At 73.0% G+C, this 21,616-nt stretch carries 20 protein-coding genes; 14 read left to right on the top strand and 6 right to left on the bottom strand.

Going from position 1 to position 21,616, the window contains the following annotated elements:
• The first annotated feature begins 33 nt into the window (after positions 1–33).
• Positions 34–561, top strand: a complete 528-nt coding sequence (locus tag ACGFX4_RS32735; RefSeq protein WP_393082311.1) for a GNAT family N-acetyltransferase — start codon at positions 34–36, stop codon at positions 559–561.
• Between the two features lie 114 nt (positions 562–675).
• A complete protein-coding gene (locus ACGFX4_RS32730) occupies positions 676–1,650 on the top strand; it encodes a hypothetical protein (protein ID WP_393082235.1) in 975 nt (324 codons plus the stop codon).
• A gap of 25 nt (positions 1,651–1,675) precedes the next feature.
• On the opposite strand, the gene ACGFX4_RS32725 is transcribed toward ACGFX4_RS32730, so the two are convergent.
• Positions 1,676–2,527, bottom strand: a complete 852-nt coding sequence (locus ACGFX4_RS32725) for a helix-turn-helix domain-containing protein (protein WP_393082232.1) — start codon at positions 2,525–2,527, stop codon at positions 1,676–1,678.
• Between the two features lie 243 nt (positions 2,528–2,770).
• Here ACGFX4_RS32725 and ACGFX4_RS32720 point away from each other — a divergent pair, with 243 nt between their 5' ends.
• From ACGFX4_RS32720 to ACGFX4_RS32685, 8 genes are read left to right on the top strand one after another with little or no spacing between them, the layout of a single operon-like run.
• On the top strand, positions 2,771–4,306 hold the full coding sequence (locus tag ACGFX4_RS32720) for a flavin-containing monooxygenase (protein ID WP_393082229.1): 1,536 nt from the start codon (positions 2,771–2,773) through the stop codon (positions 4,304–4,306).
• Complete coding sequence (locus tag ACGFX4_RS32715; RefSeq protein WP_393082226.1) at positions 4,303–5,025, top strand: alpha/beta fold hydrolase; 723 nt, start codon at positions 4,303–4,305, stop codon at positions 5,023–5,025. The genes ACGFX4_RS32720 and ACGFX4_RS32715 overlap by 4 nt, the downstream gene beginning before the upstream one ends.
• Entirely contained in the window at positions 4,980–5,243 is a 264-nt protein-coding gene (locus ACGFX4_RS32710; RefSeq protein ID WP_393082223.1) for an alpha/beta fold hydrolase, read from the top strand. The genes ACGFX4_RS32715 and ACGFX4_RS32710 overlap by 46 nt, the downstream gene beginning before the upstream one ends.
• Positions 5,240–6,151 carry an SDR family oxidoreductase gene (locus tag ACGFX4_RS32705; RefSeq protein WP_393082220.1) on the top strand — a complete coding sequence of 304 codons (912 nt, stop codon included), beginning with the start codon at positions 5,240–5,242 and terminating at the stop codon, positions 6,149–6,151. The genes ACGFX4_RS32710 and ACGFX4_RS32705 overlap by 4 nt, the downstream gene beginning before the upstream one ends.
• A gap of 2 nt (positions 6,152–6,153) precedes the next feature.
• The gene (locus tag ACGFX4_RS32700) at positions 6,154–7,968 is read left to right on the top strand and encodes a hypothetical protein (RefSeq protein WP_393082218.1); all 1,815 of its coding nucleotides are present in this window, start codon (positions 6,154–6,156) and stop codon (positions 7,966–7,968) included.
• 23 nt (positions 7,969–7,991) lie between these two features.
• Complete coding sequence (locus tag ACGFX4_RS32695) at positions 7,992–8,477, top strand: hypothetical protein (protein WP_393082215.1); 486 nt, start codon at positions 7,992–7,994, stop codon at positions 8,475–8,477.
• A complete protein-coding gene (locus ACGFX4_RS32690; protein WP_393082212.1) occupies positions 8,474–9,778 on the top strand; it encodes a hypothetical protein in 1,305 nt (434 codons plus the stop codon). Before ACGFX4_RS32695 ends, ACGFX4_RS32690 begins: the two co-directional genes overlap by 4 nt.
• Complete coding sequence (locus ACGFX4_RS32685; RefSeq protein ID WP_393082209.1) at positions 9,775–9,936, top strand: hypothetical protein; 162 nt, start codon at positions 9,775–9,777, stop codon at positions 9,934–9,936. The genes ACGFX4_RS32690 and ACGFX4_RS32685 overlap by 4 nt, the downstream gene beginning before the upstream one ends.
• A 45-nt stretch (positions 9,937–9,981) precedes the next feature.
• On the opposite strand, the gene ACGFX4_RS32680 is transcribed toward ACGFX4_RS32685, so the two are convergent.
• From ACGFX4_RS32680 to ACGFX4_RS32660, 5 genes are all read right to left on the bottom strand, one after another.
• Positions 9,982–10,851, bottom strand: coding sequence for a geranyl diphosphate 2-C-methyltransferase (locus ACGFX4_RS32680; RefSeq protein WP_393082206.1), 870 nt, complete (start codon positions 10,849–10,851; stop codon positions 9,982–9,984).
• A gap of 36 nt (positions 10,852–10,887) precedes the next feature.
• Positions 10,888–12,129, bottom strand: coding sequence for a family 2 encapsulin nanocompartment cargo protein terpene cyclase (locus ACGFX4_RS32675; RefSeq protein WP_393082203.1), 1,242 nt, complete (start codon positions 12,127–12,129; stop codon positions 10,888–10,890).
• Positions 12,130–12,302: 173 nt separating this feature from the next.
• Positions 12,303–13,715, bottom strand: a complete 1,413-nt coding sequence (locus ACGFX4_RS32670; protein WP_393082200.1) for a family 2B encapsulin nanocompartment shell protein — start codon at positions 13,713–13,715, stop codon at positions 12,303–12,305.
• A gap of 251 nt (positions 13,716–13,966) precedes the next feature.
• Complete coding sequence (locus ACGFX4_RS32665) at positions 13,967–15,583, bottom strand: family 43 glycosylhydrolase (RefSeq protein ID WP_393082197.1); 1,617 nt, start codon at positions 15,581–15,583, stop codon at positions 13,967–13,969.
• A gap of 128 nt (positions 15,584–15,711) precedes the next feature.
• The gene (locus ACGFX4_RS32660) at positions 15,712–16,725 is read right to left on the bottom strand and encodes an ROK family protein (RefSeq protein ID WP_393082194.1); all 1,014 of its coding nucleotides are present in this window, start codon (positions 16,723–16,725) and stop codon (positions 15,712–15,714) included.
• Between the two features lie 337 nt (positions 16,726–17,062).
• Here ACGFX4_RS32660 and ACGFX4_RS32655 point away from each other — a divergent pair, with 337 nt between their 5' ends.
• The 4 genes from ACGFX4_RS32655 to ACGFX4_RS32640 all read left to right on the top strand — a co-directional run bounded on the left by ACGFX4_RS32655 (position 17,063) and on the right by ACGFX4_RS32640 (position 21,598).
• Positions 17,063–18,367, top strand: coding sequence for an ABC transporter substrate-binding protein (locus ACGFX4_RS32655; protein ID WP_393082191.1), 1,305 nt, complete (start codon positions 17,063–17,065; stop codon positions 18,365–18,367).
• A 97-nt stretch (positions 18,368–18,464) separates the two neighbouring features.
• Positions 18,465–19,469 carry a carbohydrate ABC transporter permease gene (locus ACGFX4_RS32650; RefSeq protein WP_393082188.1) on the top strand — a complete coding sequence of 335 codons (1,005 nt, stop codon included), beginning with the start codon at positions 18,465–18,467 and terminating at the stop codon, positions 19,467–19,469.
• Between the two features lie 47 nt (positions 19,470–19,516).
• Complete coding sequence (locus tag ACGFX4_RS32645) at positions 19,517–20,347, top strand: carbohydrate ABC transporter permease (protein ID WP_393082309.1); 831 nt, start codon at positions 19,517–19,519, stop codon at positions 20,345–20,347.
• A 222-nt stretch (positions 20,348–20,569) separates the two neighbouring features.
• Positions 20,570–21,598 carry a LacI family DNA-binding transcriptional regulator gene (locus ACGFX4_RS32640; RefSeq protein WP_393082185.1) on the top strand — a complete coding sequence of 343 codons (1,029 nt, stop codon included), beginning with the start codon at positions 20,570–20,572 and terminating at the stop codon, positions 21,596–21,598.
• Positions 21,599–21,616 lie beyond the last annotated feature (18 nt).

The raw sequence follows: 21,616 nt of genomic DNA, 5'->3' as shown, positions 1-21,616 counted from the left end.
GTGCGCGGGGCTAGGGTCCGCCCCATGGCGGAACTGCGCGAATTGCGGACGGAGCGGCTGCGGCTGCGGCAGTGGCGGGACACGGACCTGGAGCCGTGGGCGGCGATGAACGCCGACCCGCAGGTGCGGGAGTTCTTCCCCGAGGTGCTGACCGCGGAGCGGAGCGCGGCCTCGCTGGCGTACTTCCGGGCCGGGCTGGCGGAGCGCGGCTGGGGCTGGTGGGCCGTGGAGGTCGCCGCCACCGGGGAGTTCATCGGGTTCACCGGGCTGGACCCGGTGGACGAGGAGATGCCCTTCGACGGTGTCGAGATCGGCTGGCGGCTGGCCCGCTCCGCGTGGGGCCACGGCTACGCGACCGAGGCGGCGCGGGCCGCGCTGGCGTACGGCTTCGGGACGCTCGACCTGCCGGAGATCCTGGCGGTCACGGCGGCGGGCAACCTGCGCTCGCAGGCGGTGATGGAGCGGATCGGGATGACCCGCGACCCGGCGGACGACTTCGACGACCCGACCGTCCCCGAGGGCCCGCTGCGGGCGAGCGTGCTGTACCGGATCGCCCGGTAGCGGACCTGGGGGGCAGCGGCTGACCTGCGCTGACGGCCCCTCGCGGGCTGCGGTAGGGTCGCGCGGTCAACCGCTGCCCGCCCTCCGCGCGGGCCTCGTGAGGGAGTGTCCGGTATGTCGCTGCGGTCGGATCAGGACGCGGCTGCGGCCGTCACGGTGCAGCCGCCCTCCCGGTTGGCCGAGGCCGTGGCGCTGCAGGACGGCGGCCGCCGGGCGGGGTGGCGCGGGCGGCCGTGGCTGCGGCGCTCGGTCGTCGTGGTGGTCGTCGGCGCCGTGGTGGCGGGGGCCGGGTGGCTGTGGGCGGACGCGCGGCCGGTCGCGCTCGGTTCGCTCGGGCCCGGCGACTGCTTCAGCTGGCCGTCGCCGCAGTACCTGGACAAGCATCCGGAGGAGGTCGACAGCTTCGGGCTCATGGTGGTGCGGACGTCGTGTGTCGGTAACCACGACGGGGAGGTGGTCGACGTGGTCGCGCTCGAACCCGCGCGGGCAGCCGAGGTGGCCGAGGAGCGTCCGGGCGTCTCGACGTCGGCGTGCGGCAAGGCCTTCACCCGGGCCAACCCGGACTACTGGGCGCTGCCGGCCGACATCGGCTTCGTGCCCGTGCTACCGGGGAAGGAGGACCTGGCCGACCACCCGAACGTCAGCTGCCTCTACCTGGGCGACTTCGGGATCACCGGCAGCCTGCGGGCGGACGCCTCCCGGCTGACCGACGGGCAGCGGCGATACCTGGACGCCGTCGATCCGTACAACGAACTGTCGGCGATGGCCCTCGACCTCAAGGGGGTGTCGGTCGACCGGCTGTCCGCCTGGGCGGGCGAGATGGCGGCCGCCGAGCAGACCATGGTGGAGCGCCTGGAGCAGCTGGGCGCCCCGGCCGGGGCCGAGCAGGCGTTCGCCCGGGTGGTCGAGCGGCACCGGGCGGCGCAGTTCGACTGGCAGCAGGTCGCTTCGGCCCGGACCTCCGCGGAGGCCCGTCGCCTCGCCGAGGCGGCCCGGGACACCGAGCACGAGGCGATGGACCCGGCGCTGGCGGTGCGTGCGGCGCTGGGGCTGTCGACCACGATGCGGCCGGCGGGCTGGTCGCTCTGACCGTGCAGTGTCGGCTGCCGGGCGCTCAGGGGAGCAGGGCGCTGGTGACCCAGCCCGGGAGGCGGTCGAGGTGGCGGCCCGGGGTGCGGCGGTGGTGCAGGAACTCGCGCGGGGCGCAGCCGGTCAGGGCGCGGAACTCGCGGTTGAGGTGGGCCTGGTCGTAGAAGCCGCAGGCGGTGGAGGTGTCGCTGAGCGGGTGTCCGGCGGTGAGCATCCGCAGGGTGCGGGCGAGGCGGGTGACGCGGGCGGCGGACTTCGGGGTGAGGCCGATGTGTTCGGCGAAGTGCAGCTCCAGGCTGCGGGTGCTCCAGCCGACCTCGTGGGCGAGGGCGGCGACGGTGGTCGGGGCGGTGCCGCGCAGCAGGTGGCGCCAGGCGGCGCGCAGTTGTGGGGCAGGTTCCGGGCCGGCGGCGCGCAGCCGCAGCAGGTGGCGGTCGATCAGGGTGAACCGGGCCTGGCTGGTGGGGAGTTCGGCGAGCTGTTCCTCCAGGTGCCGCCAGCGGCGGCCGAGCAGCTGGTCCAGTTCGACCTGGTGGTCGCGCAGTTCGCCGAGGTGGACGCCGAGCACGGTGCGGGCGAACCAGGGGGTCAGGTTGACCTCGATGCCGCGCATCGCGCCGTTGTGCTCGCCGATCACGGCGCGGGTGCGCGGGCCGATCGCGAAGGAGTCGGCGGAGCTCCAGGCGCCGCTCTCGCCGGGCCGGCCGATCCGCAGCGTGCCCCGGCCGAGGTTGGCGACCAGGGTGACCGCGCCGATGGGCACCTCCAGGCGTCGCTGCACCCGGTCGAGGGTGAGGTCGAAGGCCCGGTAGCCGAGCACCGCGTCCGCGAGCGCCGGATCGGGTCTGCCGCGGACCAGCCGCCAGTCGGTGTTCATGTGTGTTCTCCCCTGGGGTCGCCGGTCGGGGCCCGGCGACGGGTCAGAGCTATCACCGACCCGCCGGTATGACCAGGGCATGCCGACATGTGGAGGTCGACCGTCCGGCTCGGCCGGGTGGTGTGACCCGCATCACATCCCGTTATTAGACCTACCGTCAATAGCGTCGGCGGGGCTAACCTCCGACCACGCCGCACCTCCGGCGTCGATCCCCCACCCCTCGGCCCTCCTCGGAGGAGACCCATGCCATCCGCACCCCCCGCGCCCGCGGTCCCGCACGTGAAGGTCGCCGTCATCGGCTCCGGCTTCGGCGGCCTCGGCGCCGGCGTCCGGCTGCGCCGGGCGGGCATCACCGACTTCGTGATCCTGGAGCGCGCCGACGCCGTCGGCGGCACCTGGCGCGACAACAGCTACCCCGGCTGCGCCTGCGACGTCCCCTCCCACCTGTACTCGCTCTCCTTCGCGCCCAACCCCGACTGGCCGCGCAGCTTCTCCGGCCAGCCGCACATCCGCGCCTACCTGGAGAAGGTCGCCACCGACTTCGGCCTCCGCCCGCACCTGCGCTTCAACGCCGAGGTGACGGAAGCCCGTTGGGACAACGCCACGGCCCGCTGGCAGATCACCACCGCCGCCGGGCAGTGGACCGCGGAGGCGCTGGTCTCGGCGACCGGCCCGCTCGCCGACCCGCAGATCCCCCACCTGCCCGGCCTCGACGCCTTCCCCGGCAAGGTCTTCCACTCCTCCCGCTGGGACCACGACTACGACCTTGCCGGCAAGCGCGTCGCCATGGTCGGCACCGGCGCCTCGGCGATCCAGATCGTCCCCAACATCCAGCCGAAGGTCGGGAAGCTCACCGTCTTCCAGCGCACCCCCGCCTGGGTCCTGCCGCGCGCCGACCGGCGGATATCGGCCGTCGAACGGGCCCTGCACCGGGCGCTGCCCTTCACCCGGACGCTGCGCCGCGGGATCCTGTTCGGCGTCCGCGAGATCCAGGTGGACGCCTTCGTCCGCCGGCCCCGCCTGCTCGCCGCCGTCCAGCAGATCGCCAAGTGGCACATCGGACGGTCCGTCAAGAACCCTGCGCTGAAGGCGAAGCTGACCCCGGACTACCGGATCGGCTGCAAGCGGATCCTGATCAGCAACGACTACTACCCGGCGCTCGCCGCCGCCAACGCCGAGGTGGTCGCGGCCGGCCTGCGCGAGGTGCGCGGCTCCACCCTGGTGGCCACCGACGGCACCGAGCACGAGGTCGACGCGATCGTCTTCGGCACCGGCTTCCACGTCACCGACATGCCGATCGGCAGCCGGATCACCGGCGCCGCCGGGCGCAGCCTCGCGGAGGAGTGGAAGGACGGCATGGCGGCGCTGCGCGGCACCACCGTGCACGGCTTCCCCAACCTGTTCCTGGTGATCGGCCCCAACACCGGCCTCGGCAACAGCTCGATGATCCTCATGATCGAGTCCCAACTGAACTACATCATCGACGCGTTGACCCGACTGGACGGGCTCGGTGCGGCCGCCCTGCACCCCACGCCCGACGCCCAGCGCAACTGGACCGAGGACGTCCAGCGCCGGATGCGCACCACCGTCTGGGAGACCGGCGGCTGCACCAGCTGGTACCAGGACGCCCAGGGCCGCAACACCACCGTCTGGCCCGGCACCACCGGCCACTTCCGCCGCGCCACCCGCCGGATCGACCCCGCCGAGTACGAGCTGGTGCCGCACCCCGCAGCGGTGCCCGCCCGCGACCGGGCCCGGGCCCAGGAGGTCGGCGCATGACCGCCACCGAACTGCGCAGCGCCGCCGGCACCCGGCTGCACGTGGAGACCTTCGGACCGCAGGACGCGCCGACGGTCGTCCTGGTCCATGGCTGGGCCTGCTCGATCGAGTTCTGGGCACCGGTCGTCGAGCGGCTCGCCCGGGACCACCGCGTGGTCGCGTACGACCAGCGCGGCCACGGCCGCAGCGAAGCCGCGCCGAACGCCGCCGGCTGCTCCACCGGCGCCCTCGCCGACGACCTGGTGACCGTGCTCGGCGCCACCGTCCCGGCCGGGCAGCGGGCCGTGATCGCCGGACACAGCATGGGCGGCATGACGCTGATGGCCGCCGCCGGCCGGCCCGAACTGCGCGAGAAGGCCGCGGCCCTGCTGCTCGCCTCCACCGGCAGCGGCAACCTGGCCGCCGAGGCCCGCGTCCTGCCGGTGCCGGGCCGCGCCGCGCGCCGCGCCGCCCACCGGGCGCTGCTCACCGGGCGCTGCTCACGGCCGCGCTGCCGCTCGGCCCGGTCAACGCCGCCGGCAAGGCCCTGGTCAAGTACGCGGTCATGGGGCCGGGCGCCGCACCGGCCGAGGTCGAGAGTTGCGCGCGGATCGTGCACGGCACCGCCCGGGTGCCCCGCTCGCACTGGGGCCGGGTCCTGGCCGGCCTCGAACTCGACCGGAACGTGCCGAAGTTGGACGTCCCCACCAGCGTGCTCTACGGCACCCGGGACCGGATGACCCCGCCCCCGCACGCCCACCGCCTGCACGCCGCACTGCCGCGCCCCGAGCGCCTGATCGAACTCCCCTCGATCGGCCACATGTCGCCGGTGGAGAGCCCCGACGCCGTCGCCGCCGAGATCCGCCGCCTGGTGGCGGACCACCTCACCGCACCCCACCGTCCCACCGCCGCCGCCCCCACCCGGAAGCGGCCCGAGCAGGGGAGAGCCGCCCGATGACCCGCACTCCGCCGCTGTCCGACCAGGTCGCCGTCGTTACCGGAGCCGCCCGCGGCGTCGGCGCGCTGCTCGCCCAGCGCCTCGCCGCCCGCGGCGCCAAGGTCGCCCTGGTCGGCCTGGAGCCGGACGAACTCGCCGCCGTCGCCAAGACCTGCGGACCCGACGCCACCAGCTGGGAGGCCGACGTCACCGACCTGGAGACGCTCGCCGCTGTCGCCGACGCGATCCGCGCGCACTACGGCCGGATCGACACCGTCGTGGCCAACGCCGGCATCGCCCTCGGCGGCCCGCTGCTGGACGCCGACCACCGGATGTTCAGCCGGGTGATCGAGGTCAACCTGCTCGGCTCCGTCGCCACCGCGCGGGCCTTCCTGCCCGCCCTGATCGACAGCGGCGGCTACCTGCTGCAGGTCGCCTCGCTCGCCGCGCTCACCCCCGCCCCGCTGATGACCGCCTACTGCGCGTCCAAGGCCGGCGTCGAGTCCTTCGCCCACGCGCTGCGCGCCGAGACCGGCCACAAGGGCGTCAAGGTCGGTGTCGGGTACCTCAGTTGGACCGACACCGACATGGTCCGAGGCGCCGACCGGGACGAGGTGCTGCGCGAGATGCGGGCCCGGCTGCCGTGGCCCGCCAACAAGACCTACCCGCTGGAACCGGCCGTCGAGCGGATCGTCGCCGGCATCGCGCGGCGCTCCCCGCACGTCTACGCCCAGTGGTGGCTGCGCGGCATGCAGGCCGTCCGCGGCGCGATCCCCGGCGTGCTCGGGCGGCTCGGCCCGCGCGAGGTCGCCCGCCTCGAACCCCGGCTCGCCGCGACCGCCGCCGACCGGCTGCGGCCGGTCGGTGCGGGCGGAGCGGCCGGTGCGGGCGGCAGCGCCGTCGGCGCCGCGACGGACGGGAGCGCCTGACCATGCGGCACCTGCTGGCCGCCGCCGGCCCCGCGCCGGCTGGCGGCGCCCCGTTCACCCAGATCCTGGTCGTCTTCGGCGTGACGATGCTGGTCTTCGCCGCCGTCGCGTACGTCGTCTGGCGCGAGTCCCTCGGCCGCGCCACCCTGGTCGGCAAGCTGGCCGACCGGCTCGCCGCGCTCACCGGCGTGCCGCGCTGGGCCGCGCTCACCGGGCCGCTGCACCTGCAGGCGATCGTGCTCGCCGGCATCGGCGTCTACTGGGACGTCCCCTACCACTACGACTACGGCCGCGACGAGGGCCCGCTGGCCAACCCGGCCCACTACTTCATCTTCTTCGGCCTGCTCGGCATGGTCGCCACCGGCGGCTTCGCCATCGCCCTGGCCCGCCGCCCGCTGCCCAGGCGGCCGCTGCGGATCGGGCGCGGCTGGCGGGTCCCGTACGGGGCCGCGCTGATCCTGATCGGCGGACTCTTCGGCTTCGTCGCCTTCCCGATGGACGACGTCTGGCACCGGATGTTCGGCCAGGACGTCACCCTGTGGGGCCCGACCCACGTACTGCTGCTCGGCGGCGCGCTGTTCGCGCTCTTCGGCTCCTGGCTGCTGTGCGCGGAGGCGCAGCAGGTCGTCGGACGGAAGGGCTTCCTGGTCGGCTACGAACTGGGCACCGCCGCCTGGGTGGTGCTCTGCCTCTCCGCCTACCTGATGGAATTCGACCTCGGCGGACCGCAGTTCCCGCTGCTCGCCGACCCGGTGCTGCTCACCGCGTTCGCCGCGATCGCCCTGCCGGCCGCCCGCGCCCGGCTGTTCCGCGGCAGCCTGCTGCTGGTCTGGGCGGTGTACTTCGTGCTGCGGCTGACCATCGGCGGGATCGACCGGCTGCTGGACACCAGCGTGCCGCACATCCCGCTGGTGCTCGGCTCCGCCCTGCTGGTCGAGGCGGTGGCCCTGACCCTGGGCACGGCGCGCCGGATCCGCTTCGCCGTGGTGTCCGGCCTGCTGATCGGCACCGTCGGCGTGCTCGTCGAGGCCGGGTGGACCCGGATCGGCATGCCGCTCGCCTGGCCGGCCGGCCTGCTCGCCACCGCCGTACCGCTGTGCGCGGCCGTCGGCGTCGCCGGAGCGCTCGCCGGGGTGTGGCTCGCCGGACGGCTGGACACCGTCGCCCCCGGCGCGGACCCGGAACCCGTCCGCAGTACACCCGGCCGGACGGTGGCCGCACTCGGCCTCGCCGCAGTGCTCGCCGCCTGCGCCTGGGTGATCCCGCCGACCGCCGACACGCACGGCACCGTCGCGCTGACCCTCACCGACGCCGGACCGGCGACCGGCGACCCCGCGGACCGCGAGGTGAACCTCACCGTCCGCGTCGAGCCCGCCGGACTCGCCGAAGGCGCCGTGTGGTTCAGCGTCTTCTCCTGGCAGGGCGGCGCCATCGAACGGCAGGACCTGCGGCGCATCGGCGACGGCCTGTACCGGACCGAGAAGCCCGTCCGGGCCGGCGGCGAGAAGTGGAAGACGCTGATCCGGCTGCACCGCGGCACCGGCGACCTGGTCGCCGTCCCGGTCCACCTGCCCGCGGACCCGGCCATCCCGGCCGCCGCCGTACCCGCCGAGGACGGCGCCGTCCGGCCGTTCGTCCGCGAGCAGAGCATCCTCCAGCGCGAGACCCGGCTGGACGTGCCCAGCTGGGCCTGGGCCACCGGCTACCTGTCGGTCGCCGTGGTCTTCGCCCTGATGCTGGGCACCACCGTGCTGATGCTCGCCCGGGCCTCCCGGCCCGCCGCCGCCCGAACCGGCCCCGCGGCCCGTACCGCCTGACACCGAAGGACCCGTCCGCCACCATGCCCAGGACCCCCGCCCGCGCGGCCGCCGGCGTCGCCGGAGCGCTGGCCGCGCTGCTGCTGCTCGCCACCGGATGCGGCACCGCCGCCCCGGCGTCCCCGCCCGTCGCCCCGACGCCTTCGTTCGCCGCCCCGGCCGCGAGCGGTACGGCGGCGGGCGGCACGGGGGCCGCGGGCGGGCCCTCGCCGACCGGGGCGACGGCCGCCCCGGCGCCGTCCGCGACCGACGTGGAGCTGCGGGTGCGGGTGAGCGGCGGGCAGGTCAGCGGCCCGGCCGGGCGGCCCGTGGTGCCGCTCGGCCGGGCCGTGGTGCTCACCGTGGAGGCCGACGTCAGCGACGAGGTGCACGTCCACGGCTACGACCTGCACGGCGACGCGGCGCCCGGCCGGCCGGTGACGATCCGGTTCACCGCCGACATCCCCGGCCAGTTCGAGGTCGAGCTGGAGGACGCGCACCTGCGCCTGCTGCGCTTCGAGGTCCGGTGACCACGCTCGCCCACGGCCTCGGCGGCCGCTCCGACCTGCCGCTGCCGCTCTGGCTCGCGGTCGGCGGGGCGGCCCTCGCGCTGCTGGTGTCCTTCCTGGTGCTCGGTGCGTTCTGGAGCAGCCCCCGCCTCGGCCGACCGGACGCCGGACGCCCGCTGCCCCCGCGCCTGGTCCGCGCCCTCGACCACCGGGTGACCCGCACCGCCGCCCGCCTGCTCGGCGGCGCCCTGCTCACCGCGCTGCTCGCCGCCGCCTGGGCCGGGCCGGACGACCCGGCCCGGAACCCGGCACCGACCTGGTGGTACGTCTGGTTCTGGGTCGGTCTGGTACCGCTCACCCTGCTGCTGGGCGCGGGGGCCTGGCGCCGGCTCGACCCGCTGCGTCCGCTCGCCGCCCTGGCGGGGCGGGCCCTGCCGCGCCGCCCGCTGCCGGAGCGGGTCTCCAACTGGCCCGCACTCGCCGGGCTTTCGGCCTTCCTCTGGCTGGAGCTGGTGTACGACCACTCCGCCTCGCCGCGCGCCGTGGCGGTGTTCGTCACCGGCTACGCGCTGGTCCAGGTCCTGGCGGGCGCCCGGTACGGCCCGGCGTGGTTCGAGCGTGCCGAGGCCTTCGGCGGGTACACCGCGCTGATCGGCGCCGCCTCGCCGCTCGGCCGGCGCGCCGACGGAACTCCCGTGCTGCGCAACCCGCTCGACGGTCTCGCCGGGCTGCCGCGGACCGGCGCGACCACCCGCGCGGTGGTGCTGCTGCTCGGCTCCACCGCCTTCGACGGCCTCAGCCGCACCCCGCTGTGGTCCGACGCCGTCCAGGGCACCGGCCGGGCCGCGTACCTGCTGCTGGGCACCGCCGGGCTCGCCGGCGCGGTCGGCGCGGTGGCGCTGACGTACCTGCTCGCGGTCCGGCTCAGCCTGCCGTACCTGCGCCGATCGGCGCGCCCGTACGCGGAGTTCGGGCACACGCTGGTGCCCGTGATGCTCGGCTACACGGTGGCGCACTACTTCTCGTTCGCGCTGTTCCAGGGGCAGGCCGGGCTGCTGCTGGCGGGCGACCCGCTGGGACGCGGCTGGGACCTGTTCGGCCTGGCCGGCCGGCGGATCGACTACCTGCTGCTGCCCGCCGGCGGCATCGCGCTGGTCCAGGTCGGGGCGATCGTGGCCGGCCACCTGGTCGGCGTGATCGCCGCGCACGACCGGTCGGTGGCGCTGATGCCGCGCCGGCACGCACGGGCCGGGCAGTACCCGATGCTGGCCGTGATGATCGGCTACACCACCGCCGGGATCGCCCTGCTGGCGGGCGCATGAGCGTCCGACTCGCCCACCAGGGCGGCTGGGACGAGATCACCGCCGCCGTGCTCGGACCGCTGCTGGTGATCGCCGCGCTGGTCGCGGCCGCGGTCCGGCGCCGCCCGCTCGACGACGACTGGGACGAGGACGAGGAGGATCTGCCGGAGGACGGCTGAGGCCTCCCGGGCGGCGTCCCGGGAGGCCGGCTCGGCGGGGGTCGGTCAGACCCGGTCGGCCGCGATCAGCACGTACTGGAACGAGCCGTCCTTGTAGGACTCCAGGAACGCCTCCTCGATACCGGTGACCAGCGAGGAGGTCGCCCGCAGCTCCCAGTACGGGATGGTGTCCGGGGTCAGGTCGATGACGGCCTGCGGCACCAGGCGGTTGTCGGCCATCGCGCGCAGGTACTCGCGGCGGGAGTGGATGTTGCACTCGAAGTGCGCGTTGATCTGCGACACCCACTTCGAGGGCTGCCCGTACTTCGGGTTCCAGCAGCCGGTGATGGTGACGTAGCGGCCGCCCACCCGCAGCAGGCGGGAGTGCTCGGCGAACAGGTCGTCCAGGTCGACGTACATGCTCGACTCGTTGTTCCACGACGCCGCCATCTGCCCCTTCTCGAAGGGGGTGTCCAGCATGTTGCAGACCTGCGCGCGGACCGAGCCGTCGATGCCCAGCTCGCGGGCCCGCCGGTTGCCGAACTCGGCCTGCTTGGCGGAGAGGGTGACACCCTCGACCTTGCAGCCGAAGCGCTGGTGCGCCATCACCGAGGAGCCGCCGCGGCCGCAGCCGGCGTCGAGCAGGGTGTCGTCGCGGCCGATCGGACCCAGGTGGTCCAGCAGCACCTCGGCCTGGGCGGACTCCAGTCGGTGCAGCTCGGCGACGACCTTCTTCTCGTGCTCGCTGTCCTCCGGGTCACCGACGGCCGCGTGGTCGACCTCGCCGATGCCGTAGTGGTGGTGGTACAGACCGTCGACGTCGCCGAGGCGAAGGTTGACGGGCCGGGCCTCGTGGTCCCAGTACCGGGCGATGTCGCCCTGGTACGGGGTGGCCGGACCGGGGATGGCAGCGGCGGAGAGGTCGGTCATGGTCATTAAAACGGGCTCCTTGGGATACGGGACGACTTCGGGTTACCAGAAGTCGGGCAGGCTGTAGCGGAACGTGTTGGTCTGGTGCCAGTAGTGGTTGCCGTCCACCCAGGTCGCCACACCGCGCAGGAAGCGCAGCACCACCGGGACCGGACAGGCGGCGGCCAGCTGGGCGGCCTCCGTCTCGAACGCGTGCATCAGGTCGTTGTGGACCTCGACCGCCTTCAGGTACGCCTCGCGCTCGGAGCAGCCCTCGCGCTCGGCGATCACCACCGGCAGGTTCATGTGCCGCCCGGGGGAGGCGAGTTCCTTGGTGTACGAGTAGAGGTCGTTGACGATCGTGGTCGCGTTGGAGGCGAGGCCGATCACCCGCTGCATCGCCGGCTGGGCGTGCAGGTCGATCGGCAGCTCGTAGCCGCCGACCGTGTCGGTGATGGTCGGACACGGCCGGAAGTTGTTGAACTGGCGCATCGCCAGGTACTCCCAGACCTCCGGGACGTGGTCCGTCTCCGCCCACGCCGCCTCGGCGAGGTAGCCGAGGTGCAGCCGGGCCATGTCGTGGCGGAAACGGTCCGCCTGGGACGGGGTGGCCGCCCGGTCGAAGTACTCCATCGCCGAGCGGTACGCCCGGCGCGGCGGGTCGGCGGACAGCGACGCCTCCCACGGGGCCCGGTACTCGGCGGTGGTGTGCACCGGGTCCAGCGCGGTGTGCGCCATCAGCAGCCGGCCGCCGAGGCCGATCGGCGAACCGCCGTGGTCCTCGCAGTAGTAGTCGTCCACCGCGTTCTCGGCCGCCATCAGCCGGGTGGCGATCATCAGGTGGTCGATGGTGGGAGCGTCCGGGTGGCACGCCACCATGTACTTGCCGATCGAGAAGCCGTCGAACTGGTCTTCCCACTCCGGCGGGTAGAGCTCCACCTCCTCCAGCGCCCACTCCTTGATCCGGCGGCCGACCTCGGCCACCCGCAGCGCGTCCGGCTCCGGCACCGGGTGGTAGTACAGGCCCGGGATCGGGTCGCCGAGCTTCGGCTTCCCGCTCGCGGGGGCGGGGGCCGGCGCGGGGACCGCGTGCGCGAGGAGCGCGGCGGCGGCCCCGGCCGGCGCGGGGATCGTCCGGGTGGCCGGCAGCTCGGCGGCCTCGGTCGCCTCGGTCGCCTCGACGACGGGCGGCTCCGGGTCCTGGGGTGTGGTGGGTGCGGCCGGTGTGCCGGGCGTCAGGTACAGGCCCGCGGTGCCCAGGCCGCGTGGGCCGCGGAGGATCTGTTCCAGGTTGGTGGCGCTCATCGCCGTACCGCCTCTGTCCGCAGTGGTCCGTCAACGTCGTTCGTCAGGCGCGTGCCCGCGCACCGCCGCCTTCCGGCCGCGCGCGGACACGGCGCGTCCACGACCGGCCGCCCGCCGTGCGGCGTACGACCGGTCGCGGATCACGTGGCGCGGGGAAACCCCCGGACGGACCGTCAGTTGCGGCCGTGGGCGATCTCGACGTTCTCCAGGACACCGACGGCGTCGGGGACCAGGATGGCGGCCGAGTAGTAGGCGGTGACCAGGTAGTTGATGATCGCCTTCTCGTCGATGCCCATGAAGCGCACCGACAGGCTCGGCTGGAACTCGTCCGGGATGCCGGTCTGGTGGAGGCCGATGACGCCCTGGTTGTCCTCACCGGTCCGCATCACCAGGATCGAGCTGGTGTTGTCGGCGTTGATCGGGATCTTGTTGCAGGGCAGGATCGGGATGCCGCGCCAGGCGGGGATCTTGTGCCCGTGCAGGTCGACGTGGTCCGGGTACAGACCACGGGAGTTGAACTCGCGGCCGATCGCCGCGATGGCCTTGGGGTGGGCCAGGAAGAACTCGCTGTCGCGGCGGCGCGAGAGGAGCTCGTCCAGGTCGTCCGGGGTCGGCGGGCCGGAGTGGGTCTGGATGCGCTGGTCGAACGCGGCGTTGTGGAGCAGGCCGAACTCGCGGTTGTTGATCAGCTCGTGCTCCTGGCGCTCGCGGAGCGCCTCGACGGTGAGCTTGAGCTGCTGCTCGACCTGGTTCATCGGGTGGTTGTACAGGTCCGCGACGCGGGTGTGGACGCGCAGCACGGTCTGCGCGATCGACAGCTCGTACTCGCGCGGCTTGAGCTCGTAGTCCACGAACGCGCTGGGGAGTTCGACCTCACCGGTGTGGCCGGACGACATCGCGATCTCGGCCTCGCCGAGCTCGTTCTGCCGCTGCAGGGGCAGCGAGGAGAACTCCGCCAGGTGCGCCTGCAGGGCCGGCGCCAGCGCGGCGATCCGGGCGAAGTCGGCGCGGGTGAGGGTGAGCAGGGTGCCGTTGGTCTTCGCGGTGGCGGTGTAGTCCCAGGTGGCGTCCTCGTCCAGCAGGGCGTTCTCGCCGAACCGGTCACCGTCCGCCAGGACGCCGACGACCGTGTCGTCACCGTACTTGCCGGTGCCGACCTGGTTGATCCGGCCGTGCGCGATCAGGTGGATCTCGGCCGCCGGGGTGCCGCGCTCGACCAGGACCTCGCCGGCGCGGAAGTCCCGCTGCACGCACCGGTCCGCGATCGCGGTCAGCACCTCGACGTCCTCGAAGCCGCGCAGCAGGGCCAACTCGCCCAGCTCCTGCGGGATCACCCGCACCTGCGCGCCGGTCTGCACGAACTCGATCCGGCCGTCACCGACGGTGTACACCAGCCGCCGGTTGACCCGGTAGGTACCACCGGAGGTCTGCACCCACGGCAGCATCCGCAGCAGCCACCGCGAGGTGATCTCCTGCATCTGCGGCGCCGACTTGGTCGTCGTCGCCAGGTTGCGGGCAGCAGCAGTCGCAAGGCTGGTCTGCGCCGGCTGCGCCGCCTGCGCCTCCGGGCTCGTCTCCACGGACATCGGGCAGTGCACTCCTTCGGGAACGGCCGGTGTCAGGGCAGCATGGCGCGACACCGGGGTGAGAGGAGGGGGTGAAAAGGCTTTGTAAGGGTCCGGAGTTGATCCCGGCTCCGCAGAGAACGCTAAACGATCTGATGCTCCATCAGAGCGATGCGCCTCGCCATGTACTCGATCAGGTGAACCTTGTCGTTGATACGACTTGAGATCATCATTCTGGGAAGAGGCGAGTGATACCCCCTCAACCCGTCGCGCTACGGCCGGGATTCGTAGCGTGCACGTCCGAAGTCGGCGGGCAGTGCGCCGCCGGTCAGGTCCCAGACCCACAGGCCGAGGAAGGCGCCGGTGAAGCCCATCGCGCGGATCACGCCGTGCTCGATCTGCTCCGCGTGCTCGTCCGACAGCACCGTCGCGTCGAGCACCGGGCCGAACGGGCGCCACGCCGCGTCCACCCGGTGGCGGAACCGCAGTTCACCGCCGTCCACGTCCACCCCGAGGCGCGGCACCGCGTCGTCCGCGAGGACCGCGTCGGCGGCCTCCTCGAACCGGACGGCTCCGCGGTCGCTGCTCGCGAGCCGCAGCACGCGCCGGCCGGCGTCGTCCGCGGTGACGTGCAGGAAATACCAGTTGAGCGTGTTGTAGTACGCGGTGACGCCCGCCAGCTGCTGGAACGACCGCGGCCGGAACTCCACCTCCGCCGTGAACGAGCAGCGCGGCGCGGTCATCCGGCGGGCCACCAGGCTCGGACCGACCAGGCTCTGCGGGGAGCGGCCGCCGCGCACGCGCAGACGGCCGGGCCGCTCGGTGAGGCTGAGCCAGTCCGCGGTGGCGGGGCGGCGCAGCGTGGACCACGCGGGGCCGAGCGTCGGACGGTCGAAGTCGTCCCGGTCCGGTTGCTGCGGGTGCGGGTGTGGGTCGGGGCGGCCCGTCGGCGGCGTGGTGAGGTGAACTGCCGTGGCGGGCAGGCCGGTGGGGACGCGGGGCCAGCCGTCGGCCGTCCACTCGACCGGCGCGAGCGCCGTCTCCCGGCCGAGGACGCACGGACCGCGCCGGCCGAGCGGGCGGGCGACCAGGTACGCCAGCCACCAGCGGCCGTCCGCCGCCTCCATCAGGCTGCCGTGGCCGGCCTTCTGCAGCGGCAGGTCGGGACGGTCGCGGGCGGTGACCAGCGGGCCGTGCGGGTCGCGCTCGTACGGGCCGGCGAGGGCGCGCGAGCGGGCGACGGTCACCCGGTGCTCCCAGCCGGTGCCGCCGTCCGCCGTCAGCAGGTAGTACCAGGGGCCCCGGCGGTACAGGTTCGGGCCCTCGATCCAGCCCGCCCGCGGCGGCAGCAGCTCCAGCGGCGTCGGCCCGCCGACCAGCCGGCGGGCCGCGCGGTCGTACCGGGTCGCCTCCAGCCCGGCCGAACCGCCGTACCCCGGACGCCAGTCGTGCACCAGGTTGAGCAGCCAGCTGTCCGCGCCGTCGTGGAACAGCGAGGCGTCGAAGCCGCGTGCGTGCAACGGGACCGGATCCGACCACGGGCCGTCGATCGCGGGCGCGGTGACCAGGAGGTTCGGGCAGTCGGTGAATCCGCCCGTGTAGCTGGAGACGTTGGAGAAGACCAGGTGGAACAGTCCGTCCGCGTAGGAGAGGTTGGGCGCCCACACCCCGGCCGAGTCCGGGCAGCCGGTCAGGTCCAGCAGCCGTGCGTCGGTGAGCGCGCCGCCCAGCGGGCGCCAGTCGACCAGATCGGTGGAGTGGTGCAGCCGGACCCCCGGAAACCACTCGAACGTGGACGTCGCGAGGTAGTGGTCGTCACCCACCCGGAGGATCGACGGATCCGGATGCGACCCGGGCAGCACCGGATTGCGGATGATGCCTTCCCGCACGCGAGCCCCTCCCTGCCTCCGTCCCGCCCGCCGACCCACCTGTCGGCGTCCACCGCGGAACGTACGGGGGCGACGGCCGTCCGGGCAACGGTCGCGCCGGTTCCGGCCGACGGTCGGCGGCAGCGCGGTCAGCGGTGGGCGGGCAGCGCGGTGCGGGCGAGGGCGGCGGCGCCGACCAGGCCGGCGTCGGTGCCGAGCTCGGCCGGGAGCAGGCGCAGGCCGCGGGTGAAGGACAGCGCGGTGTAGGAGGCGAGATGCCGGGCCAGCGGGTCGAAGAGGACCGGGCCGGCCTTGGCGACGCCGCCGCCGACGACCGCGACGTCGATTTCGACCAGGGTGGCGGTGGCGGCGATGCCGGCCGCCAGGGCTCGGGCGGCGAGGTCGAAGGCGGCGAGGGCGAGCGGGTCGCCGGCCCGGGCGGCGGCGGCGACGGCGCCCGCGGTGGCGTCGCCGCCGGGGCCCGGCCGCCAGCCGAGTTCGCCGGCCGTGCGGGCGATGGCGGTGCCGGAGGCGAGCCCCTCGACGCAGCCGCGGGAGCCGCAGGGGCAGGGCCGGCCGTCGAGGTCGACGCTGATGTGGCCGAGGTGTCCGGCGTTGCCCGTGGTGCCGGTGTGCAGGTGGCCGTCGAGGACGAGCCCGGCACCGACGCCGGTCGAGACCACCAGGCAGAGGGCGTTGCGGTACGGGCGGGCGGCGCCCCGCCAGTGTTCGGCGGCGGCCATCGCGACCGCGTCGCCGCCGAGGACCACGGGCAGGCCGTGGACGGCGGGGTGCTCGGCGGCCTCGGAGCGCAGTGGGAAGTCACGCCAGCCGGGCAGGTTGACCGGGCTGACGGTGCCGGCGGCGATGTCGACCGGGCCGGCGCTGCCGATGCCGAGCGCCCGGACGCCCTGCCACTCGGGAAGCCGGGCGAGGTCGTCGAGAACGTGGTCGACGGCGGCCATCAGGTCGTGCCGGTCGCCGTCGGCGGGGGTGGGCACCTGGAGCTGGTGCAGCAGCGAACCGTCGGTGCCGACCAGGGCTCCCGCGATCTTGGTGCCGCCGATGTCGAGGGCCGCCAGCAGCGGCCTGGAGGCGGCCCCGCGGGGCGCCGACCACGGGGGTCCGGCGGCGAGGGCGGTACCGGCCATGTCGTAACTCATTGTGACGTCTCCGCGGGTGTAGCAGGGGAGCGCCGCGGTGCCTGGGCAGGGCGCTGCCGGGTCCTTCACGCCGATTCTGACCCGCTCTGACAACGTTGTCCAGCAAGTCGCGGTCGCGGTCCGATAACGAACCTGATCCACTTACTTGTTAAGCAAAGTTTTAGTAAATAAGGGCCTTGCTGGTAACAAATCTCGTGGATATCAATGTTGACCGCTCTATGGACATGGCCAGGATGTGACGTCTACGTTAAGCGTCCAGCAGCCAGGGAGGCCGATTGCGCCCCGGTGGTTGTCTCTCCCCCGTGTCACAAGACGATCAGCGCGAAGGATGAGCGAGATGCGCAGAGGATGGGTGGCCGTTGCGGCCGCGACCATGGTGGTGCTCACGGCGTGTAGCAGTGGCGGCGGCGGCGCTTCCTCCGCTCCGACGGTCAACTCGGACGCGAGCAAGGTGTCCGGCACCATCACGGTCCTGACGAACCGTACGGATCAGCTGGGCGACGGCACCCTCGACAAGTACGCCGCCGCGTTCACCAAGATCTACCCGAACGTCAAGGTGAAGTTCGAGGGGATGAAGGACTACGAGGGCGAAGTCAAGATCCGCATGAACACCGAGAACTACGGTGACGTGCTGCCGATCCCCTCGGACCTGTCGATCGCCCAGTTCCCGAACTTCTTCTCGCCGCTGGGCGAGGCCACCGAGCTGTCGAAGCAGTACCAGTGGACCGACTACTCGACGGTCGCCGGCAAGGTCTACGGCATCGCCAACTACGGCACCGTGACCGGTTTCGTCTACAACAAGAAGGTCTGGGCGGACGCCGGCGTCACCGAGTGGCCGAAGACCCCCGAGGAGTTCGTCACCGACCTGAAGGCCATCAAGGCCAAGGGCCAGGCGACCCCGTACTACACCAACTACCACGACGGCTGGCCGCTGCGGCAGTGGACCGACGCGATCAGCTCGCCGAGCTGCAACCCCGCCGCCAAGGACGCGATGGCCACCACCGCCACCCCGTGGACCAGCGGCAACGACATCTTCACCATCGACAGCCTGCTGTACTCGGCCGTCCACGAGAAGCTCACCGAGGACGACCCGACCACCACCAACTGGGACAACTCGAAGACCCTGCTGGCCACCGGCAAGATCGGGTCGATGTACCTGGGCTCGTGGTCCATCTCGCAGATGCGCGATGCCGCCACCAAGGCCGGTGCGAACCCGGACGACATCGGCTACATGCCGTTCCCGTCGACCAGCGGCAAGCCGTGCACCGTCCTCCAGCCGGACTACAAGTACGCGATCAACAAGCACTCCAAGAACCAGGAGGCGGCCCGCGCCTGGGTCGACTGGTTCATCAACAAGTCGGGTGCCGCCCAGAACGAGCAGGGCATCTCCTCCGTCAAGGGCACCGAACTCCCCAGCGCGCTCAAGCCCTTCACCGAGAAGGGGGTGCAGATGATCGGCCAGAACCAGGAGAAGCTGGCCACGGTCAAGAAGATCGACAAGGGTGCGGAGATCAACCTGGACGCCCCGGACTACCGGCAGAAGCTGGTCGACATCGCGCGCGGCGCCGCCGCCGGCGACCAGAACAGCTACTTCGCCGAGCTGAACAAGAAGTGGTCCGCGTCGCAGAAGACGGTCGGCTGACCGATCCGGCCGAGCGGCGCGACCCGCGCCCGGCCCTGACGACGAGAGCGCCGGGCCGCGCCGCTCACCGGGTGCCAGGACCTACGAAGGAACGAAGATGACTGCACTGCAGAGGGACCGGGGCACCGGAAAGCCCCCCGCGCAGACCGCCGCGACCGGCGTGGCGAGGGCGGCCGACGCCGCGACCGACGTGTCGGCGCCGATCGACCGACGCCGCGCCTCCCGGCGCAAGGGCGTCCGCCGGCACTGGTGGTTCACCCCGTGGCTGTACCTGCTGGTACCGCTCGCGCTGCTGGTGACGTTCACCTACTTGCCGATCGGCGACATGATCGGCTACAGCTTCAGCGACTGGGACGGCATCAGCCCGGAGAAGAACAACGTCGGGCTCAAGAACTACACCGACCTGTTCACCCGGCCCGAGCTGTTCAAGGTGTTCCTGGTCAGCGGCGTCTACCTGCTCGCCGCCGTGGTGCAGATCTGTCTGGCCCTGTACTTCGCCACCGTGCTCAGCTTCAACACGAAGTTCCGGAACCTGTTCAAGGGCATCCTGTTCTTCCCCTACCTGATCAACGGTGTCGCGATCGGCTTCGTCTTCCTGTACTTCTTCCAGCCCCACGGAACGCTCGACTCGCTGCTCGAACTCGTCGGCATCCACGGCAAGTTCCTCTGGATGGGTGACCCCGACCTGGTCAACAAGTCGCTGGCCGGCGTGTCGGTCTGGCGTTACACCGGTCTCAACCTGGTGCTGTTCCTCGGCGCGATCCAGTCCATCCCGCCGCACCTGTACGAGGCCGCCGCGCTGGACGGCGCCAACCGCTGGCAGCAGTTCCGGCACATCATCGCGCCCAGCATCAAGCCGGTGATCAGCCTCAGCGCGATCCTCGCGGTCTCGGGCTCGCTGGCGGTGTTCGAGATCCCGTACATCATGACCGGCGGCGCCAACGGCTCGCAGACCTTCGTCATCCAGAGCATCACCATGGCCTTCAAGTTCGACAAGTTCGGCCTCGCCTCGGCCAGCGCCGTGGTGCTGCTCGCCATGATCCTGCTCGTCACCTGGATCCAGCGCCGCCTGGTGCCGGAGGAGAGGGTTGAACTCTCGTGACCACCGCCCCCGCCACCCCCGTGAAGCACCCGCGCACCGCGCGGAGGATCCACGCCCGCTCGGCCGCCGCGAGCGGAGCCAAGTACCTGTCGCTGGTCCTGGCCTCCGCCGTCGTGCTGGTCCCGCTGGTCGTGATCCTCCTCACCTCGCTCAAGACCCGCTCGGAGGCACTCAACACCGGGCCGCTCGACCTGCCGGGCAACTGGCTCAACCTCGAGAACTTCCGGATCGCCTTCACCCAGGGCAAGATGCTGCCCGCCTTCCTCAACACCTCGTTCATCCTGCTGATCTCGGTGACCGGCACGGTCGTCATCGGCTCGATGACCGCCTACGCCATCGACCGGTTCGAGTTTCGGCTGAAGAAGCTCGTGATGGCGCTGTTCCTGCTGGCCAGCCTGGTGCCCAGTGTCACCACCCAGGTCGCGACCTTCCAGATCGTCAACGACCTGGGCGCGTTCAACACCCGCTGGGCGCCGATCCTGCTGTACCTCGGCACCGACATCATCTCGATCTACATCTTCCTGCAGTTCATCCGCTCCATCCCGATCTCGCTGGACGAGGCGGCCCGGCTCGACGGCGCCAACACCTTCACCATCTACTGGCGGATCATCCTGCCGATGCTGAAGCCCGCCATCGCCACCGTGGTGATCGTCAAGGGTGTGACCGTCTACAACGACTTCTTCATCCCCTTCCTCTACATGCCGTCCAGCGACCTGGGCACCATCTCCACCTCGCTGTTCCGCTTCCAGGGGCCGTTCGGCGTGAACTGGGAGATCATCTCGGCCGGCACGATCCTGGTCATCCTGCCGACCCTGGTGGTGTTCCTCGCCCTGCAGCGTCTGATCTACGCCGGCTTCGCCGCCGGATCGAGCAAGTGAGCGGACCGTCGGGGGAGCCGGGGGGGGGGGGGGGGGGGGGGGGCGGGGGGGGGGGGGGGGGGCGGGGGGGGGCGGGGGGGGGCGCGCGCGGGCGGGGGGGGGGGCGGGGGCGCCGGGGGGGGGGCGCGGGGCGGCCGCGCGGCCCCCCCCCCCCCCCCCCCCCCCCCCCCCCCCCCCCCCCCCCCCCCCGGCGGAGGTCGGCACCGCGAAGGAGGCGAGGAGATGAACGGACGTGTCACCATCCGCGACGTCGCCGCTCTCGCCGGTGTCTCCGCCGGGGCCGTGTCGCTGGCCCTCAACGACCGGCCCGGGGTGTCCGGCCCCACCAGGGAACGCATCCGGGCCGCCGCCGCCGACCTGGGCTGGGTTCCGAGCCAGGCGGCCCGGAGCCTGGCCCGACTCGCCCCGGGCAGCGACACGGTCGGACTCGTCATCACCCGGCCGGCCCGCCAACTCGGCCTGGAGCCCTTCTACATGGAGTTCATCTCCGGCATCGAGAGCGTGCTGGAGGAACGCTCGGCGACCCTGCTGCTGCGCCTGGTGCGCGACCGCGAGCAGGAGATCTCCGTGCACCGCACCTGGTGGCGCACCCGTCGGGTCAGCGGCTCCGTCCTGGTCGACCTCACCGAGGCCGATCCGCGGATCCCCGCGCTCCGCGCGCTCGGCATGCCCGCCGTCGCCGCCGGACACCCCGGACTGGTCGGCGACGAGCTGCCCGCGGTGTGGACCGACGACTCCGCCGCCGTCGAGGACGCCGTCCGCTACCTGGCGATGCTCGGCCACCGCCGGATCGCCCGGGTCGGCGGCGACCCGGACCTCGGCCACACCGCGATCCGCACCCGGGCCCTCGCCGCCGTCGCCGAGCAGCTCGGACTGGAACCGCCGCGCAGTATCCCGACCGACTTCTCCGGCCAGGCCGGCGCCCGGGCCACCCGGATGCTGCTGGCCTCCGCCGAGCGCCCCACCGCGATCATCTACGACAACGACATCATGGCCGTGGCCGGGATCTCGGTGGCCGCCGAGTTCGGCCTCCAGGTACCCGGCGACCTGTCGCTGATCGCCTGGGACGACTCCCAGTTGTGCCGGCTCACCCACCCCGCGCTGTCCGCGATGAGTCACGACGTCCACGGGTACGGCGCCCAGGTCGCCCGCACCCTGTTCGACGTCGTCGAGCACCGCGGAGCGCCCACCGGGCCGGCCCCCACCCCCGTCCTGGTGCCGCGCGGCAGCAGCGCCCCGCCGGCCCACTGATCCACCTTTCCAAGACTC

Origin of the sequence: Kitasatospora sp. NPDC048365 (assembly GCF_043200835.1) — a bacterium.
GTDB classification, from domain to species: Bacteria; Actinomycetota; Actinomycetes; order Streptomycetales; family Streptomycetaceae; genus Kitasatospora; species Kitasatospora terrestris.
The sequence above is the reverse complement of the archived record's forward strand: the minus strand, read 5'-3'. Positions and strand labels throughout refer to the sequence as shown.

Bases quoted from the DNA above. Each gene is read 5' to 3' on its own strand.
- ACGFX4_RS32730 (WP_393082235.1), top strand. From the start codon at position 676: ATGTCGCTGCGGTCGGATCAGGACGCGGCTGCGGCCGTCACGGTGCAG.
- ACGFX4_RS32670 (WP_393082200.1), bottom strand. From the start codon at position 13,715: ATGTCCGTGGAGACGAGCCCGGAGGCGCAGGCGGCGCAGCCGGCGCAG.
- ACGFX4_RS32675 (WP_393082203.1), bottom strand. From the start codon at position 12,129: ATGAGCGCCACCAACCTGGAACAGATCCTCCGCGGCCCACGCGGCCTG.
- ACGFX4_RS32680 (WP_393082206.1), bottom strand. From the start codon at position 10,851: ATGACCATGACCGACCTCTCCGCCGCTGCCATCCCCGGTCCGGCCACC.
- ACGFX4_RS32695 (WP_393082215.1), top strand. From the start codon at position 7,992: ATGCCCAGGACCCCCGCCCGCGCGGCCGCCGGCGTCGCCGGAGCGCTG.
- ACGFX4_RS32685 (WP_393082209.1), top strand. From the start codon at position 9,775: ATGAGCGTCCGACTCGCCCACCAGGGCGGCTGGGACGAGATCACCGCC.
- ACGFX4_RS32640 (WP_393082185.1), top strand. From the start codon at position 20,570: ATGAACGGACGTGTCACCATCCGCGACGTCGCCGCTCTCGCCGGTGTC.
- ACGFX4_RS32705 (WP_393082220.1), top strand. From the start codon at position 5,240: ATGACCCGCACTCCGCCGCTGTCCGACCAGGTCGCCGTCGTTACCGGA.
- ACGFX4_RS32715 (WP_393082226.1), top strand. From the start codon at position 4,303: ATGACCGCCACCGAACTGCGCAGCGCCGCCGGCACCCGGCTGCACGTG.
- ACGFX4_RS32720 (WP_393082229.1), top strand. From the start codon at position 2,771: ATGCCATCCGCACCCCCCGCGCCCGCGGTCCCGCACGTGAAGGTCGCC.
- ACGFX4_RS32700 (WP_393082218.1), top strand. From the start codon at position 6,154: ATGCGGCACCTGCTGGCCGCCGCCGGCCCCGCGCCGGCTGGCGGCGCC.
- ACGFX4_RS32660 (WP_393082194.1), bottom strand. From the start codon at position 16,725: ATGAGTTACGACATGGCCGGTACCGCCCTCGCCGCCGGACCCCCGTGG.
- ACGFX4_RS32725 (WP_393082232.1), bottom strand. From the start codon at position 2,527: ATGAACACCGACTGGCGGCTGGTCCGCGGCAGACCCGATCCGGCGCTC.
- ACGFX4_RS32655 (WP_393082191.1), top strand. From the start codon at position 17,063: ATGCGCAGAGGATGGGTGGCCGTTGCGGCCGCGACCATGGTGGTGCTC.
- ACGFX4_RS32650 (WP_393082188.1), top strand. From the start codon at position 18,465: ATGACTGCACTGCAGAGGGACCGGGGCACCGGAAAGCCCCCCGCGCAG.